The organism is Pseudomonas sp. Irchel 3A5 (assembly GCF_900187575.1).
GTDB classification, from domain to species: domain Bacteria; phylum Pseudomonadota; class Gammaproteobacteria; order Pseudomonadales; family Pseudomonadaceae; genus Aquipseudomonas; species Aquipseudomonas folii.
Genome location: NZ_FYDU01000003.1, coordinates 407806 through 422291, shown reverse-complemented (window position 1 = coordinate 422291; position 14486 = coordinate 407806). Strand labels below are relative to the sequence as shown.

Genomic DNA, 14486 nt, shown 5'->3' with positions numbered 1-14486 from the left:
GTTACGTCGTGGAATCGGGATGACCTCCCAGCGGACTCGCGAGCGTCTGATTCAACGTCTCTACGATGAAGGGCTGTCCAACGCTCAGGTGCTGGAAGTCATACGCAAGACCCCGCGGCATCTGTTTGTCGATGAAGCCCTGGCTCATCGAGCCTATGAAGATACGGCGCTGCCGATTGGTCATAACCAGACAATTTCCCAGCCTTACATGGTCGCGCGCATGAGCGAGCTGCTCTTGGCGGCAGGCCCTCTGGACAAGGTGTTGGAGATTGGTACGGGGTCCGGTTATCAGACTGCCGTCCTGGCGCAGCTGGTGGAACGGGTATTTTCGGTTGAGCGCATCAAGGTTCTGCAAGATCGCGCCAAGGAGCGTCTGGTCGAGCTGAATCTGCGCAACGTGGTGTTTCGCTGGGGCGATGGTTGGGAAGGCTGGCCTGCGCTGGCACCGTATAACGGGATTATCGTGACTGCCGTGGCGACTGACGTGCCGCAGGCCTTGCTCGACCAGCTTGCACCCGGAGGGCGACTGGTTATCCCGGTCGGGTCGGGCGAAGTGCAGCAGTTGATGCTCATTGTGCGTGAAGAAAACGGGTTCTCCCGGCACGTACTGGGAGCGGTACGTTTTGTACCTTTGCTCAATGGTCCGCTGGCTTGATGACAACTCACTGAATTCTGCGCAACACCGCCTGTCTACCTCATGGCGTCCAGGACCGGCAGCGCAGTTGGGCCCGAGAAACGATCAACCCTGAAGTATCCATTGGCTTCACAGCATTAAGCAGTAGGTGCCAGCCGTTATTACGGCACAATAGGCATCTTTAATTCAGTCACCAGTAAAGGGAGTGGCGGGTGAGTCGCACAGTCATTCGGCAGCGTAGTTATTCAACAAGTTTTCAGCGGCTGGTGATTGGCATTGCGCTCAGTGTCCTCTTGGTCGGTTGTTCCAGTGCGCCGTCCGGTGGCGTGCGTGTCGTCGATCGTAATAACAATGCTGCCCCCCAGCGTCCAACCGTGACCACTGGACAATACGTCGTCCGTCGGGGCGATACGCTTTTTTCCATTGCCTTCCGTTACGGCTGGGACTACAAAGCGCTGGCGGCGCGTAATCAGATTCCTGAACCCTACACGATTCGTCCGGGTCAGACGATTCGCTTCGACGGGCGTTCAAATTCAACATCGTCGGCCGTCGCGGGTTCATCTGGAGCTGTGCGTTCGCCTGTCGCGTCCACGACGACTTCGACGACAACAAGCCCGTCTGGCTCGGTCAAAACCACCGTTATTTCCAAGCCGGTGACGGTGGTTCCGCCTCCCGCCGGCAGCTCTACCGTGCCTGCCGGGCCTTCTCCGAAGGGTTGGACATGGCCGTCGAATGGCATTTTGATAGGGAAATTTTCTTCAAACGGTAGTTTGAATAAAGGCATTGATATCGCTGGAGATTTGGGACAGCCTGTTTTAGCTGCGTCTGATGGGTCAGTGGTTTACGCCGGGAGTGGATTGCGGGGCTACGGCGAATTGGTCATCATCAAACACAGCGATACCTACGTAAGTGCTTACGGCCACAACCGTAGGCTGTTGGTTCGGGAGGGGCAACAGGTCAAAGCTGGGCAGACGATTGCCGAGATGGGGTCAACGGGAACTGACCGGGTGAAGCTGCATTTTGAGATTCGCCGCCAAGGTAAACCTGTAGATCCGCTGCAATTCCTGCCACGTCGTTGATTGTTGCCAGCCTGTTCCTGGCGTAGAGGGACAGGCTCAAGCGTTGCCATGGAACTGGCGTCGCTGGAGCTTGAGGTCGAACTCACCAAAGGACTATAACAATGGCTCTTAGCAAAGAAGCGCCGGAGTTTGACATCGACGATGAGGTTCTCCTTATGGAAACCGCCATCGTTCTGGAGTCGGAGCTTGAAACGGACGAGAAGCAGACTCATGCTGCCTCTGCTCCCCGATCCAGAACCAAAAACTCCACATCGCTCAAACAGCACAAATACATCGACTACACCCGGGCGCTTGATGCGACCCAGTTGTACCTCAATGAAATCGGGTTCTCCCCGTTGCTTACCCCGGAAGAAGAAGTCCATTTTGCGAGGCTCTCGCAAAAAGGTGATCCGGCCGGTCGTAAGCGCATGATTGAAAGCAACCTGCGGCTGGTGGTGAAAATCGCCAGGCGGTATGTCAATCGTGGATTGTCATTGCTGGACCTGATCGAAGAGGGCAACCTCGGGCTCATCAGGGCGGTCGAAAAATTCGATCCGGAACGTGGATTCCGTTTCTCAACCTACGCAACATGGTGGATTCGTCAGACCATTGAGCGTGCGATCATGAATCAGACCCGTACCATTCGGTTACCGATCCATGTCGTCAAAGAACTCAACGTCTATTTGCGGGCTGCTCGCGAACTGACTCAAAAACTCGATCACGAACCCTCTCCCGAAGAAATCGCCAACCTGCTTGAAAAGCCGGTGGGTGAGGTCAAGCGCATGCTCGGTCTGAACGAGCGGGTTTCCTCTGTCGATGTTTCTCTCGGTCCGGATTCCGACAAGACATTGCTCGACACCCTGACCGATGATCGCCCCACCGATCCTTGTGAGTTGCTGCAAGACGATGACCTTTCACAGAGCATTGACCAATGGCTCTCAGAGCTGACCGACAAGCAGAGAGAGGTCGTGATACGGCGTTTCGGCTTGCGCGGGCACGAAAGCAGCACGCTGGAAGATGTAGGGCTGGAAATCGGCCTTACTCGCGAGCGTGTCAGGCAGATCCAGGTCGAGGGCCTCAAGCGTTTGCGTGAGATTCTCGAAAAAAATGGTCTGTCGAGCGAGTCATTGTTCCAATGATGTGAATGTTCATGAAGATAAACAGTGTGTTTATCTTTCACCCAATAAAAAACACCCCGTACAGGGGTGTTTTTTATTGAGTCAGAAACTAACAGGCTGCTCCTGGTGATTTGCTGAATCCTGGCTAGTCGGTGAGTGACCGGACTTTTTCGCTGTAAGCCATTACTTACGCGTCCTGTAAGTCTTTGCGAAATACCGTGAACAACATCGGCTTATTCGAGCGTAGTAGTTTCCTAAGTATATGATAAATATGAGTTTTTCTTTTGAGGGGTTTGGGTCTGGAAAATCTTGAAAGATTTCACCTACTTGCTCTTGCGGCAAAACTCACTAGTATCAGCACTGTGTCTACGGATGGACACAGGCCGTCAAGGAAGACAGTCAAGGACATCGCAGGACGCGATTCATCAGGATGATGAAAGGGATTAAAAGGATTAGGGAAAAAATGTGGGCGGGTCATACCGCCCCTTTTTTCGTCTGGAGAAAAGTACCGTTCACGCCAGACGCCGCGTACAAAAAAAGCCCCGTAAAGGGGCCTTCTTCCAACAGCCGGGAATTCTTAGCGTTCCAGGTCTGCAATCTTGCCGGTTTTGCCATCCCACTCTTTAGCGTCAGGCAGCGCGTCTTTTCTCTCGGTGATGTTCGGCCAGACGTCCGCGAGCTCGGCGTTGAGTTCGATGAAGTTTTCCATCCCGGCAGGGATCTCATCTTCCGAAAAAATGGCCTGGGCGGGGCATTCAGGCTCGCAAAGCGCACAGTCGATGCACTCATCCGGGTGAATCACCAGGAAGTTCGGGCCTTCGTAGAAGCAGTCCACCGGACAGACTTCTACACAGTCGGTGTATTTGCACTTGATGCAGTTGTCGGTGACGACGAAGGTCATTTCTAATTCTCTCCTCAGGCGGCGACAGCAGAGCCCTTCGGTTTAGGGTTGCCGGGTTCGGGATTCTCCCGCGCCGTGTGAAACACATGCATTAGGTAAACGGCGCTGAATGCAGATCGACTGCACTACACGGCGTTCGACCCTGGGTTCGCTACGTCTCACGCGGCCAGGATCAACTGCTCAGCCAGGCTAAAAGCTGTCAGCGTCTCAAACCGCGCGGGATTCTAACAGCTTGTTACGGTTCTCGTTAGATGCGAGTTTGCAGTGCATATAACAACTCTAGCGCCTGACGTGGCGTAACATCGTCGAGTTTTGCTCTGGAAAGCTCTTCAAGCACCGGATGCGGCAGGCTGGCGAACATGTCGCTTTGCATGGGCGCAGCCGGTTTACCTGCTTTGGGACGAGGTTGCTCGTGGGGCAGGCTGGTGGTCTCCAGTCGATGTAGATGCTCTTTCGCCCGGACGATGACGTTGGCTGGAACCCCCGCCAACTGGGCCACAGCCAGGCCATAGCTCTGACTGGCCGGCCCCGGCAGCACCCGATGCAGGAACACGATGCGCTCGTTGTGCTCAGTTGCGTTGAGATGCACGTTGGCGACCAGCGGTTCGCTTTCGGGCAGCACCGTCAACTCGAAATAGTGCGTGGCGAACAGCGTATAGGCGCGCAGTTGGGCGAGACATTCTGCCGCAGCCCATGCCAACGACAGACCGTCGAAAGTACTGGTGCCGCGTCCGACCTCATCCATCAAGACCAGACTGCGATCCGTAGCATTGTGCAGAATGTTGGCCGTTTCGCTCATTTCAACCATGAAAGTCGAACGTCCGCCGGCCAGGTCATCGCTGGAGCCGATACGGGTGAAGATCCGGTCAACCAGCGATAACTCACAACTTGCCGCCGGTACGAAGCTGCCGATATGGGCCAGCAACACGATCAGTGCGGTCTGGCGCATGTAGGTGGACTTACCGCCCATGTTCGGGCCGGTGATGACCAGCATGCGAGTCTTGTCGTCCAGGTCAAGGTCGTTGGCCACGAACGGCGAGGTCAGCACCTGCTCTACAACCGGGTGACGGCCTTGATCGATACGCATGCAGGGTTCGTCGACGAACTGCGGGCAGTTCAGGTCAAGATTCAGGGCGCGTTCGGCCAGGTTGCTCAGCACATCCAGCTCGGCAAGAGCCGAAGCGGTGTCCTGGAGTGGTGCGAGATGACCAATCAGGTCTTCCAGCAACGCTTCGTACAACATCTTTTCCCGCGCCAGTGCACGGCTTTTGGCCGACAGGGCCTTGTCTTCGAACTCTTTCAGTTCAGGCGTGATAAAGCGCTCGGCACCTTTCAGCGTCTGCCGACGGATATAGTCCGCAGGTGCCTGCTCGGCCTGCTTGCTCGGCAGCTCAATGAAGTAGCCGTGAATCCGGTTGTAGCCAACTTTCAGGTGGGCCAGTCCGGTGCGCGCTTTTTCACGGGCCTCAAGGTCAATGAGGAACTGCCCGGCGTTTTCACTCAGGGACTGCAATTCGTCAAGCTCAGCGTCATAGCCGGTCTTCAATACGCCACCATCGCGGATTACCGCAGGCGGGTTATCAATGACGGCACGTTGCAGCAGGTCGGCCAACTCGGGATAGACACCCGCGATTCTGGCCAGTTGCTGCAGATGCGGCGCTTCAAGTTCGGTCATTGCCACTTGCAGCTCGGGCAGTGCGCTCAGTGCGTCGCGCAGGCGTGCCAGATCGCGTGGCCGGGCGTTGCGCAGGCCGATACGCGCAAGGATTCGCTCGATGTCGCCGATTTCCTTGAGCTGCGGTTGCAGATGCTCGAAGCGATAGCGCTCCAGCAGGCAGGTGATCGACGATTGACGGGCCTTGAGGATCGACAGGTCGCGCAACGGACGATTCAGCCAGCGGGTCAGCAGGCGTGTGCCCATGGCGGTCTGACAGCGATCAACCACCGATTGCAGGGTGTTGTCGCGACCACCCGCCAGGTTGGTGTCCAGTTCCAGGTTGCGTCGGGTGGCACCATCGAGGATGACGGTATCGTCCAGGCGCTCGTGACGCAGGCTGCGCAAATGCGGCAGGGCAGTGCGCTGGGTTTCCTTGGCGTAGCCCAGCAAACAGCCCGCTGCGCCAATGGCGAGGGTCAGGTTCTCGCAGCCGAAGCCTTTCAGGTCCTGGGTGGAGAACTGTTGGCAGAGGCTTTTGAGCGCCGAGTCGCGTTCGAAGTCCCACGGCGCTCGACGTCGCGCGCCACGGCGTTTTTCCGCCGGCAAGCCTTGTGGCCAGTCATCCGGAATCAGCAACTCTACCGGGTTGATGCGCTCAAGCTCCGCCAGCAGGTTTTCCCAGCCCTTGATTTCCAGCACGCTGAAATTGCCACTGGTGATGTCCATCACCGCCAGGCCGAACAAGCGTTCATCACCCAGGACGGCTGCGATCAGATTGTCGCGACGCTCGTCCAGCAGGGCTTCATCGCTGACGGTGCCGGGAGTGATGATCCTTACCACCTGGCGGTCTACGGGACCTTTACTGGTCGCCGGGTCGCCGACCTGTTCGCAGATCACCACGGATTCACCGAGCTTCACCAGCTTGGCCAGATACCCCTCGGCGGCGTGATATGGAATCCCGCACATGGGAATGCTCTGACCTGCAGACTGACCCCGGGCTGTCAGGGTGATGTCCAGCAATTTGGCGGCCTTCTTCGCGTCTTCGTAGAAGATTTCGTAGAAATCGCCCATGCGGTAGAACATCAACTGATCGGGATGCTGATTCTTCAGCCGCCAGTACTGTTGCATCATCGGGGTGTGGGAAGAGAGATCGGAAATTGCTTTATTCATCAGATAGTTAGGCAAGTTCGTTAGAAAGATGGGGCAAATTCGGAGGCGTGCCTGATATCCCCTTGGGGCTAACAGGTCGGTAAGTCCGTACGTTTTGCGATGGGCGCAAGATTACCACGCGAGGCTTCGCGACGCAGGTCCGCTGCAAAACGGCTTATTCGTCACGGCGCGTTTCCGCGTGCCCACAGATCGGAAATCGCTGTATAGACTTTGCCGCGTCGCCTCTCAATCCCGAGCAGAGGCTTATGAAAAAGGAATTTTATATGGCTAACAAACGTGGAAGGGATTCCGGAAGCGGGCGTTTCATTCCGATCGAAGAGGCTCGTCGTCGCCCCAAGGAGACGACTGTCGAAACCATCAGGAAACCGCACTGCCCGAAACCGAAAGACAAATGATTGTTCCAGGGAAGCGGTCGCTATCGGCCGCTTCTGCTTGCACCTTGAAAACGCTCGTGTACGGTGATGGGTCAGCTGGCTCTCTGTATCCGGCGTTCTGTTACATAGCTTTCTTTTTTACTTATCTAAAGGAAAAGCACCTTGGATGAAATCACCCGGCTTGCGGCAACCCTGGGCAAGCATCTGCAATCAATCAAGGCTCAGGTGACTACCGCCGAATCCTGCACGGGGGGTGGCATTGCCGAGGCGATCACCCGGATACCCGGTAGCTCAGCCTGGTTTGAAGCCGGATATGTCACTTACTCCAATCATCAGAAAAATCTCCAGCTGCAAGTTCCAGAGGAGCTTTTTGTCCGCGTCGGGGCAGTCAGTGAGGAGGTGGTGAGTGCCATGGTGTCGGGTGCGCAGCGTCACAGCGGGGCACGGTTTGCCGTGGCAGTCAGTGGTGTTGCCGGACCAGATGGTGGGTCGATCGACAAACCGGTTGGCACGGTATGGCTGTGCTGGGGTGTGGGTGAACAGCTGATTTCCCGGCGCGAACAGTTCGCCGGAAACCGCGACGAGGTGCGCCGACAAACGGTGAAGGCCGCGCTAGAAGGGCTGATCCAGCTTGTCAGTGCAGAAATACCAACTCAGGGGTAGGCGCGGGCTCAACCCTGTGGAATAATACTGGCTACTTATACAGGTGTTGTGGCCGTCAGGCCCCTAATTGAATTTGATTACGTGAGGACTTCAATGGACGACAACAAGAAGAAAGCCTTGGCTGCGGCCTTGAGTCAGATCGAGCGTCAATTCGGTAAAGGTGCCGTAATGCGCATGGGTGACCATGACCGCCAGGCGATTCCTTCTATCTCCACTGGTTCGCTCGGACTGGACATCGCGCTGGGTATTGGCGGTTTGCCAAAAGGCCGGATCGTTGAAATCTACGGTCCGGAATCTTCCGGTAAAACGACGCTGACGCTTTCGGTTATCGCACAGGCCCAGAAAATGGGCGCTACCTGTGCATTCGTCGACGCCGAGCACGCGCTTGATCCAGAATACGCAGGCAAGCTGGGCGTCAATGTTGACGACCTGCTGGTTTCGCAGCCGGACACCGGCGAGCAGGCACTGGAAATCACCGACATGCTGGTGCGCTCCAACGCCATCGACGTGATCGTGGTCGACTCCGTTGCCGCTCTGGTGCCAAAGGCCGAGATCGAAGGCGAAATGGGTGACATGCACGTGGGTCTGCAGGCTCGTCTCATGTCTCAGGCGCTGCGTAAGATCACCGGCAACATCAAGAACGCCAACTGCCTCGTTATCTTCATCAACCAGATTCGTATGAAGATCGGCGTAATGTTCGGTAGCCCGGAAACCACTACCGGTGGTAACGCGCTGAAGTTCTACGCCTCGGTACGTCTGGACATTCGTCGTACAGGTGCAGTGAAAGAGGGCGACGAAGTCGTCGGCAGTGAGACCCGTGTCAAAGTCGTCAAGAACAAGGTGGCTCCGCCGTTCCGTCAGGCCGAGTTCCAGATTCTTTACGGCAAGGGTATCTACCTCAATGGCGAGATCATTGATCTGGCCGTGCTGCATGGTTTCGTAGAGAAATCCGGTGCCTGGTATAGCTATCAGGGCAGCAAGATCGGTCAGGGTAAAGCCAACTCGGCCAAGTTCCTGGCAGATAACCCGGAAGTCGGTGCCACCCTCGAGAAGATGATTCGCGAAAAGCTGCTGACCCCAGGTGTTGATACCAAGTCCGAAGCCTCTCGTGCACCAGCGCCAGCTGATGACATGGCCGAAGCTGACGTCGATATCTGATAGATCATGTCAGCGGTACTTGATACACCCGTCGCCGTAAGGCGCACCGCAATGGACCTGCTCGCACGACGCGAGCACGGTCGTGTCGAGCTGACGCGCAAGCTGCGTCAGCGCGGCGCAACGCCTGAACTCATCGAACCAGCCCTCGACCGTCTTGTGGAAGAAGGACTGCTGTCCGAAGCTCGCTATCTCGAAAGTTTTGTCTCCTACCGTGCACGCTCGGGTTACGGTCCTGCGCGTATTCGTGAGGAACTGAATCAGAGAGGACTGCAGCGGGCGGAAGTCGAGCAGGCGATTCGGGAGTGTGGTTTCAACTGGCAGGAAAAGATGCATGAGACCTGGCAGCGCAAGTTTGCCGGGCAGTTGCCAGTAGATGCCCGGGAGCGTGCCAAACAGGGGCGCTTTCTGAGCTATCGCGGTTATCCAATGGATATGATCGGCCGCTTGTTGAGCGGCCGTGGCGAGGATGACTGAGCCTCAGGTTTCTTCTGAAGACTCGGATTCCCGGATCTTCAACTCTGCTCTTGGCTGAATCCAGTTTTCCGACAGGTTGATGTAGTCCACCAATTCCCGCAAACGCCCTTGATTGCGTCCACTGAACGTGAAAACCAGACGCGTCAGATGGCTGAAGTCCGCCTCGTGCTCTTCACCCTGATATTCGTGTTGCTGAAAATCTTCAGCCAGACGCAGGTCGGCGAAGGCTTCCTGCATATGCCCAAGGGCCTGCTCGGTGAGTGGGTGATGCATTCGGATAATGAATTTGTTCTTCAGCCAACGGCTTGAATGGAAGTTGCTGTAGAACTGATGAATCTCCTCAACCGCCTCTTCGGCGCTGTAGACCAGACGCATTAGCTTCATGTCGTTGGGCAAAATATAGCGATTGTCTTCCAGCTGATTCTTGATGAAGTCCAGTGCGCTTTGCCAAAAGCTTCCGCCGGGCACATCCAGTAATACGATAGGCACCAGTGGGCTTTTACCCGTCTGAATCAGCGTCAGTACTTCAAGCGCTTCATCAAGCGTGCCGAATCCACCTGGACAAAGCACCAGCGCATCGGCCTCTTTGACGAAGAACAGCTTGCGGGTAAAGAAGAAATGGAAGGGCAGCAAGTTGCCGGTCCCTTCCACCGTCGCATTGGCGTGCTGCTCGAAGGGCAGGGTGATATTGAAGCCCAGGCTGTGATCGAGGCCGGCGCCTTCGTGGGCCGCCGCCATGATGCCGCCACCTGCACCGGTGATGACCATCAGATCTGCTTTGGCCAGCAGTGCGCCAAGCTCTTTGGCCAGCGCATACAGTGGATGCTCAACCGGCGTGCGCGCGGAGCCAAATACCGTCACCTTGCGACGTCCGCGGAATTGCTCAAGTACCCGAAAAGCATTGTCCAGTTCACGCAAGGCTTGCAGGGTGATTTTGGCGTTCCAGCGATTGCGGTCGTCCTGAGCCATGCGCAGCACAGTGAGCATCATGTCGCGGTAAAGAGGAAGGTTCGGGCTGTTGGGTGCAACCAGATTGATCTGTTCTTCGATCTTGCTGGTGAAGTCGTTACCGTTGCTTTGAAAGTGGTTGCTTAACAGGTCGTTGGGTACATAAGGCATTAATGGCTTCTCCGTGCGCGAAATCATCGCTTCAGCTCGTACCGTCGTCTGAAGCGTGACGCTTATTCCAATTCGATAATGTGCCTAGCCTGCCTGGAACTGGCAACGTTTGTTTATGGCATAAAATTTCCGCTGGTCGAACCGGGATGGGGCGGATGGAATAGAGAACACGCGTAGCACTGGCGGGCAGTGGCGGAGAATCTGTAGGCGCTGCCGAAGGCTGCGAATATCTGCGTGTCAGAAATAACGCTTTCGCAGCCTGCTGCAGCTCTCATCAAACAATATTGAAGTATCGATTTGGAATGATTTTTACTGTAGGAGTGAGCTTGCTCGCGATAGCATCAGATCAGACGATGATTTATCGAATGAAAAATCAAATCGCGAGCAAGCTCACTCCTGCAGGGTCCCCGCGAGCTCCGCTACAGCGCGGCGTACTCCTACAGGACAAGATTTGGTAAGTTCTTACTTCTTGACCGAACAGTCGCTGGCCTTGAAAACCTGGCTGGTCACCGGACGGTTGGTCTTGTACTCGGTGAACTGATACTTCAGTACCGCGCCTTTGGTCATCAACTGGCGATAGCCGTTGTTATGACAAACACTGTTACCCAGTTGATTACGAACCGCATCAGGATTGGCGCGCATTTGCTGGGCCTGGCCTTCACGAACACTCAAATGATTGATCAGCTGGTTGCCATCAACCGTGTAGCCCTGATCGAGAATGTCCTCATTGATAGCCCGTGGCGTGCCGACGCTGCTTTCTTTCGCAACTTTTTCGAGCATCTTGCTCAGTTCGAAATCCTGCTTCGACGCCGCCTGGGCGAAGAATGGGGCAGCGAGCAGCAGCGTGAGGGTGGGGACAGTTAGGCGCAGCATTAAATTCTCCTGATTCAGTGACTGGCCCGTTGGACCGGTGACTTGGACGTATGTTCAGCAGGCAGCAAAGCTGGATGCGCGTGAATGGGGGAGAAGTATAAGGATGACGGGCAGTGAAAGCGATTCATCCATCGACAGTACAGGCGGGATGGGGCGCTGCTCTGATAAACTGCGCGGACTATTCACCCTGCCGGGTTACTTCAGTGTTCACGCTCTCCATTCATCGACGCATGCCTTCATGAGTCACGCCGTTTCTCGCCTGCGCGACCGCCGGCTGGCGCAGAGTACCAAGCCGTTTATTGCCCGTGGGTCGCGCGCGCCCCGTTGCAATCGGTGTCGGGTCATCCCCGATTACTGCCTGTGCGGGTGGAAGCCCAATGTGGCTGCAAACTCCGCCATGTGTTTGCTGATGTATGACACCGAGCCGCTGAAGCCAACGAATACTGGCTGGTTGATTGCCGATGTGATCAACGACACCCATGCGTTCGGCTGGTCGCGTATCGACGTTGATGAGCAATTACTGGCGTTGCTGGATGATTCCCAATGGCAGCCTTACATCGTCTTCCCGGGCGAGTTTGTTACTCCAGAACGGGTGGTCAATCAAGTCGTGCCGGAGGAGGGCAAGCGGCCGTTGTTCATTTTGCTGGACGCGACGTGGACCGAAGCGCGCAAGATGTTTCGCAAAAGTCCTTACCTGGAGCGTTTTCCGGTGCTTAGCCTGGAACCGGAACAGATGTCCCGTTACCGTCTGCGCCGCTCTAAACGTGACGATCATTTCTGCACCGCGGAAGTGGCTGCGCTGTGTCTCGAGCTGGCTGGCGATACGCAGGCCAGCGGTGTGCTGGATGCCTATCTGGATGTATTTACCGCTCACTATCTGGGTGCGAAGTATCAAAAAGCCATCGATTCAGACGATGTCCCCCATACTCACCTGAAGGCTTTTCTCTGACGAGATAAGGTTGCGCCGCGAGTTACCCGCAGATGAGCGCACAATAACAGCAGTTGGCGGCCGGGTTAATGCTTGACCACCCCGGTTTCGCTGGGCATGCTGGCGCCGCGTAGAGAGCCGGACACTTGTTTTTTGCCCGCTCAGGTTCGCGCTTTGTGTTGTTACAAGCGTCTGCTGGCATCTGCCCATGCGTTGCTGGGTGCTGAATGGATCGGCGCTCACTTGATAAGTACAGGAACACCCATGACTTACGAAATCCTGATTGCCGATGACCATCCGCTGTTTCGCAGCGCGTTGCATCAGGCGTTGAGCCTTGGCCTTGGTCCGGATGTGAGGCTGGTGGAGGCCGATAGCATTGCTCAGTTGGAAACCTGTCTGGGTGAGAAGGCTGACTGGGATCTGGTGTTGCTGGATTTGAACATGCCGGGTGCCTATGGCTTTTCCGGTCTGGTGCTGCTGCGCGGACAATACCCGCAGATCCCGGTGGTAATGGTGTCGGCTCAGGAAGAAGCTGCGATTGTTGTCAGGTCTCGTGAATTTGGTGCCAGTGGTTTCATTCCAAAGTCGAGCCCGCTTGAGACCATTCAAAAGGCGGTACGCACGGTTCTTGAAGGGGATGTCTGGTGGCCGCCACAGGTTAACGAAACCGTCAGCGTTTCTGATGAAGCCAAGGCCGCGAGCGCTGGCCTGGCCAGTTTGACGCCTCAGCAGTTCCGCGTACTGACCATGGTCTGTGAAGGGTTGCTTAACAAACAGATTGCCTATGAGCTGACCGTGTCTGAAGCAACGATCAAGGCCCATGTCACGGCGATTTTCCGCAAGCTGGGAGTCCGCACCCGGACCCAGGCTGCGTTGCTTCTGCAACAACTGGAATCCATTTCCCCGAACGGGTAATTAAGCGTACTGCAGGCGTTCACATTTTTTTGATCTGTCCTGAATTAGCTTCCATCATCTTTTTTGCACAGCAGCCTATCTATGTCTCCTTTCAAAGGCCAAACGGGCCTGAAACGTATTCTGAATGCCGCCGGTTATTCGTTCGATGGGCTGTCTGCCGCTTTCAAGGGTGAAGCTGCATTTCGACAATTGGTGCTCCTCAATGTAATCCTTGTGCCCCTGGCTTTTATAGTCGACGTCAGCAAGGGCGAGCGGGCACTGTTGATCGCTGTCTGCCTGCTGGCGTTGATCGTTGAACTGCTGAACTCTGCGGTCGAAGCTGCCATCGACCGCATCTCGCTGGATCTGCATCCCCTTTCGAAGAATGCCAAGGATATGGGCAGCGCTGCCCAGATGGTCTCGCTGACGATGATCGCTGCAGTCTGGGTATTGATTCTGTTCGGTTAAGTAACCGGGTACATGCTTGGCAGCACGATTTCGTCGCTGCGTTTCACGCCTTCGGTCAATGAGCGGCACAGGTCGAGAAACTCGCGCATGGCAGAAGTCTGGTACTTCTGCTTGTGCCAGATGAAGTAAAACTCTCGCGACAAGTCCAGCTCCGGTGTTTCCACTGCCACCAGGCTGCCACGCCGAATCGCATCCCTGAGCGCCAGTCGCGAAATACAACCAATCCCCAGACCCGACTCCACGGCACGTTTGATGGCTTCGGTGTGTTCCAGCTCCAGACGCACATTCAGCGCATTACGATGGTGACGCATTGCCTGATCAAACGTCAGGCGGGTTCCTGAGCCTTGTTCGCGCAGAATCCATGCTTCTTCAGTCAACTCTTCCAGGCTGGCATGTCCGCGTTTGGCCAAAGGATGCTGAGGGGCGCAGAACACCACCAGTTCATCCTCGACCCAGCGCTGCACCTCAATATCTGGATGAGTGCAGTCACCCTCGATCAGACCCAGGTCAATTTCGTAGTGAGCAACTTGCTGCACGATATGCGCAGTGTTCTGCACATGCAGTTTGACCTGGCTTTCCGGGTGGCGCTGCATGAAGCTGCCGATCAGCAGGGTCGCCAGATAGTTGCCAATGGTCAGGGTTGCGCCTACTGCCAATGAGCCGAAGCCGGACTTGCCATTGAGCAGATCCTCGATCTCTTTGGCCTGGTCCAGCAGGGCGACCGCCTTGGGGAGCAACTGTCGTCCGGTGGCATTCAGGCTCAGGCGTTTGCCTGCCCGATCGAACAGTTGGCAACTGGACTGGCGCTCCAGTTCGGTGATGGAGGTACTGGCCGCCGATTGCGATAGCGACAGGAGGATCGCTGCCCGGGAAACGCTTTCCTGCTGGGCGACGGCTACAAAAACCTGGAGTTGACGTAAAGTAAATCGCATATCTATATAACCGATTACCTATATCTTAATAATTCATTTAACAGATATTGTGCTTCCCACTAGAA

Annotated in this window: 14 protein-coding genes; 9 read left to right on the top strand and 5 right to left on the bottom strand. The window is 55.8% G+C overall.

Going from position 1 to position 14486, the window contains the following annotated elements:
• Window positions 1–19: 19 nt before the first annotated feature.
• From CKW31_RS06705 to rpoS, 3 genes are all read left to right on the top strand, one after another.
• A complete protein-coding gene (locus tag CKW31_RS06705) occupies window positions 20–655 on the top strand; it encodes a protein-L-isoaspartate(D-aspartate) O-methyltransferase (protein WP_176469811.1) in 636 nt (211 codons plus the stop codon).
• Window positions 656–846: 191 nt separating this feature from the next.
• On the top strand, window positions 847–1713 hold the full coding sequence (locus tag CKW31_RS06700; RefSeq protein ID WP_095093574.1) for a peptidoglycan DD-metalloendopeptidase family protein: 867 nt from the start codon (window positions 847–849) through the stop codon (window positions 1711–1713).
• A 101-nt stretch (window positions 1714–1814) separates the two neighbouring features.
• On the top strand, window positions 1815–2831 hold the full coding sequence (gene rpoS / locus CKW31_RS06695) for an RNA polymerase sigma factor RpoS (protein WP_095093573.1): 1017 nt from the start codon (window positions 1815–1817) through the stop codon (window positions 2829–2831).
• Window positions 2832–3387: 556 nt separating this feature from the next.
• Here rpoS and fdxA read toward each other — a convergent pair.
• Both fdxA and mutS read right to left on the bottom strand, forming a co-directional pair.
• Window positions 3388–3711, bottom strand: coding sequence for a ferredoxin FdxA (gene fdxA, locus CKW31_RS06690; RefSeq protein WP_095093572.1), 324 nt, complete (start codon window positions 3709–3711; stop codon window positions 3388–3390).
• A gap of 247 nt (window positions 3712–3958) precedes the next feature.
• Window positions 3959–6526 (bottom strand): DNA mismatch repair protein MutS, encoded by a 2568-nt coding sequence (gene mutS, locus CKW31_RS06685; protein WP_176469810.1) that lies wholly within the window; start codon window positions 6524–6526, stop codon window positions 3959–3961.
• Between the two features lie 548 nt (window positions 6527–7074).
• On the opposite strand from mutS, the gene CKW31_RS06680 reads away from it, so the two are divergent.
• The 3 genes from CKW31_RS06680 (at window position 7075) to recX (ending at window position 9207) form a co-directional block, all read left to right on the top strand.
• A complete protein-coding gene (locus tag CKW31_RS06680) occupies window positions 7075–7575 on the top strand; it encodes a CinA family protein (RefSeq protein WP_095093570.1) in 501 nt (166 codons plus the stop codon).
• A gap of 93 nt (window positions 7576–7668) precedes the next feature.
• Window positions 7669–8733, top strand: coding sequence for a recombinase RecA (gene recA / locus CKW31_RS06675; protein ID WP_095093569.1), 1065 nt, complete (start codon window positions 7669–7671; stop codon window positions 8731–8733).
• A 6-nt stretch (window positions 8734–8739) separates the two neighbouring features.
• The gene (gene recX / locus CKW31_RS06670; RefSeq protein ID WP_087273962.1) at window positions 8740–9207 is read left to right on the top strand and encodes a recombination regulator RecX; all 468 of its coding nucleotides are present in this window, start codon (window positions 8740–8742) and stop codon (window positions 9205–9207) included.
• Between the two features lie 3 nt (window positions 9208–9210).
• On the opposite strand, the gene CKW31_RS06665 is transcribed toward recX, so the two are convergent.
• Complete coding sequence (locus CKW31_RS06665; protein ID WP_095093568.1) at window positions 9211–10326, bottom strand: TIGR00730 family Rossman fold protein; 1116 nt, start codon at window positions 10324–10326, stop codon at window positions 9211–9213.
• 462 nt (window positions 10327–10788) lie between these two features.
• Window positions 10789–11199 (bottom strand): quorum-sensing-regulated virulence factor family protein, encoded by a 411-nt coding sequence (locus CKW31_RS06660; RefSeq protein ID WP_095093567.1) that lies wholly within the window; start codon window positions 11197–11199, stop codon window positions 10789–10791.
• Window positions 11200–11437: 238 nt separating this feature from the next.
• Here CKW31_RS06660 and CKW31_RS06655 point away from each other — a divergent pair, with 238 nt between their 5' ends.
• The 3 genes from CKW31_RS06655 (at window position 11438) to CKW31_RS06645 (ending at window position 13489) form a co-directional block, all read left to right on the top strand.
• The gene (locus CKW31_RS06655) at window positions 11438–12148 is read left to right on the top strand and encodes a tRNA-uridine aminocarboxypropyltransferase (protein ID WP_095093634.1); all 711 of its coding nucleotides are present in this window, start codon (window positions 11438–11440) and stop codon (window positions 12146–12148) included.
• A gap of 243 nt (window positions 12149–12391) precedes the next feature.
• A complete protein-coding gene (erdR, locus tag CKW31_RS06650; protein WP_095093566.1) occupies window positions 12392–13042 on the top strand; it encodes a response regulator transcription factor ErdR in 651 nt (216 codons plus the stop codon).
• 81 nt (window positions 13043–13123) lie between these two features.
• Complete coding sequence (locus tag CKW31_RS06645) at window positions 13124–13489, top strand: diacylglycerol kinase (protein ID WP_095093565.1); 366 nt, start codon at window positions 13124–13126, stop codon at window positions 13487–13489.
• Here CKW31_RS06645 and CKW31_RS06640 read toward each other — a convergent pair.
• Entirely contained in the window at window positions 13486–14421 is a 936-nt protein-coding gene (locus CKW31_RS06640; protein WP_095093564.1) for a LysR family transcriptional regulator, read from the bottom strand. The genes CKW31_RS06645 and CKW31_RS06640 overlap by 4 nt on opposite strands.
• Between the last annotated feature and the right edge of the window lie 65 nt (window positions 14422–14486).

Excerpts from the sequence above, each read along its gene's own strand:
- CKW31_RS06705 (WP_176469811.1), top strand. The coding sequence starts at position 20 with ATGACCTCCCAGCGGACTCGCGAGCGTCTGATTCAACGTCTCTACGAT.
- rpoS (WP_095093573.1), top strand. The coding sequence starts at position 1,815 with ATGGCTCTTAGCAAAGAAGCGCCGGAGTTTGACATCGACGATGAGGTT.
- fdxA (WP_095093572.1), bottom strand. The coding sequence starts at position 3,711 with ATGACCTTCGTCGTCACCGACAACTGCATCAAGTGCAAATACACCGAC.
- recA (WP_095093569.1), top strand. The coding sequence starts at position 7,669 with ATGGACGACAACAAGAAGAAAGCCTTGGCTGCGGCCTTGAGTCAGATC.
- recX (WP_087273962.1), top strand. The coding sequence starts at position 8,740 with ATGTCAGCGGTACTTGATACACCCGTCGCCGTAAGGCGCACCGCAATG.
- CKW31_RS06665 (WP_095093568.1), bottom strand. The coding sequence starts at position 10,326 with ATGCCTTATGTACCCAACGACCTGTTAAGCAACCACTTTCAAAGCAAC.
- CKW31_RS06660 (WP_095093567.1), bottom strand. The coding sequence starts at position 11,199 with ATGCTGCGCCTAACTGTCCCCACCCTCACGCTGCTGCTCGCTGCCCCA.
- CKW31_RS06655 (WP_095093634.1), top strand. The coding sequence starts at position 11,438 with ATGAGTCACGCCGTTTCTCGCCTGCGCGACCGCCGGCTGGCGCAGAGT.
- erdR (WP_095093566.1), top strand. The coding sequence starts at position 12,392 with ATGACTTACGAAATCCTGATTGCCGATGACCATCCGCTGTTTCGCAGC.
- CKW31_RS06645 (WP_095093565.1), top strand. The coding sequence starts at position 13,124 with ATGTCTCCTTTCAAAGGCCAAACGGGCCTGAAACGTATTCTGAATGCC.
- CKW31_RS06640 (WP_095093564.1), bottom strand. The coding sequence starts at position 14,421 with ATGCGATTTACTTTACGTCAACTCCAGGTTTTTGTAGCCGTCGCCCAG.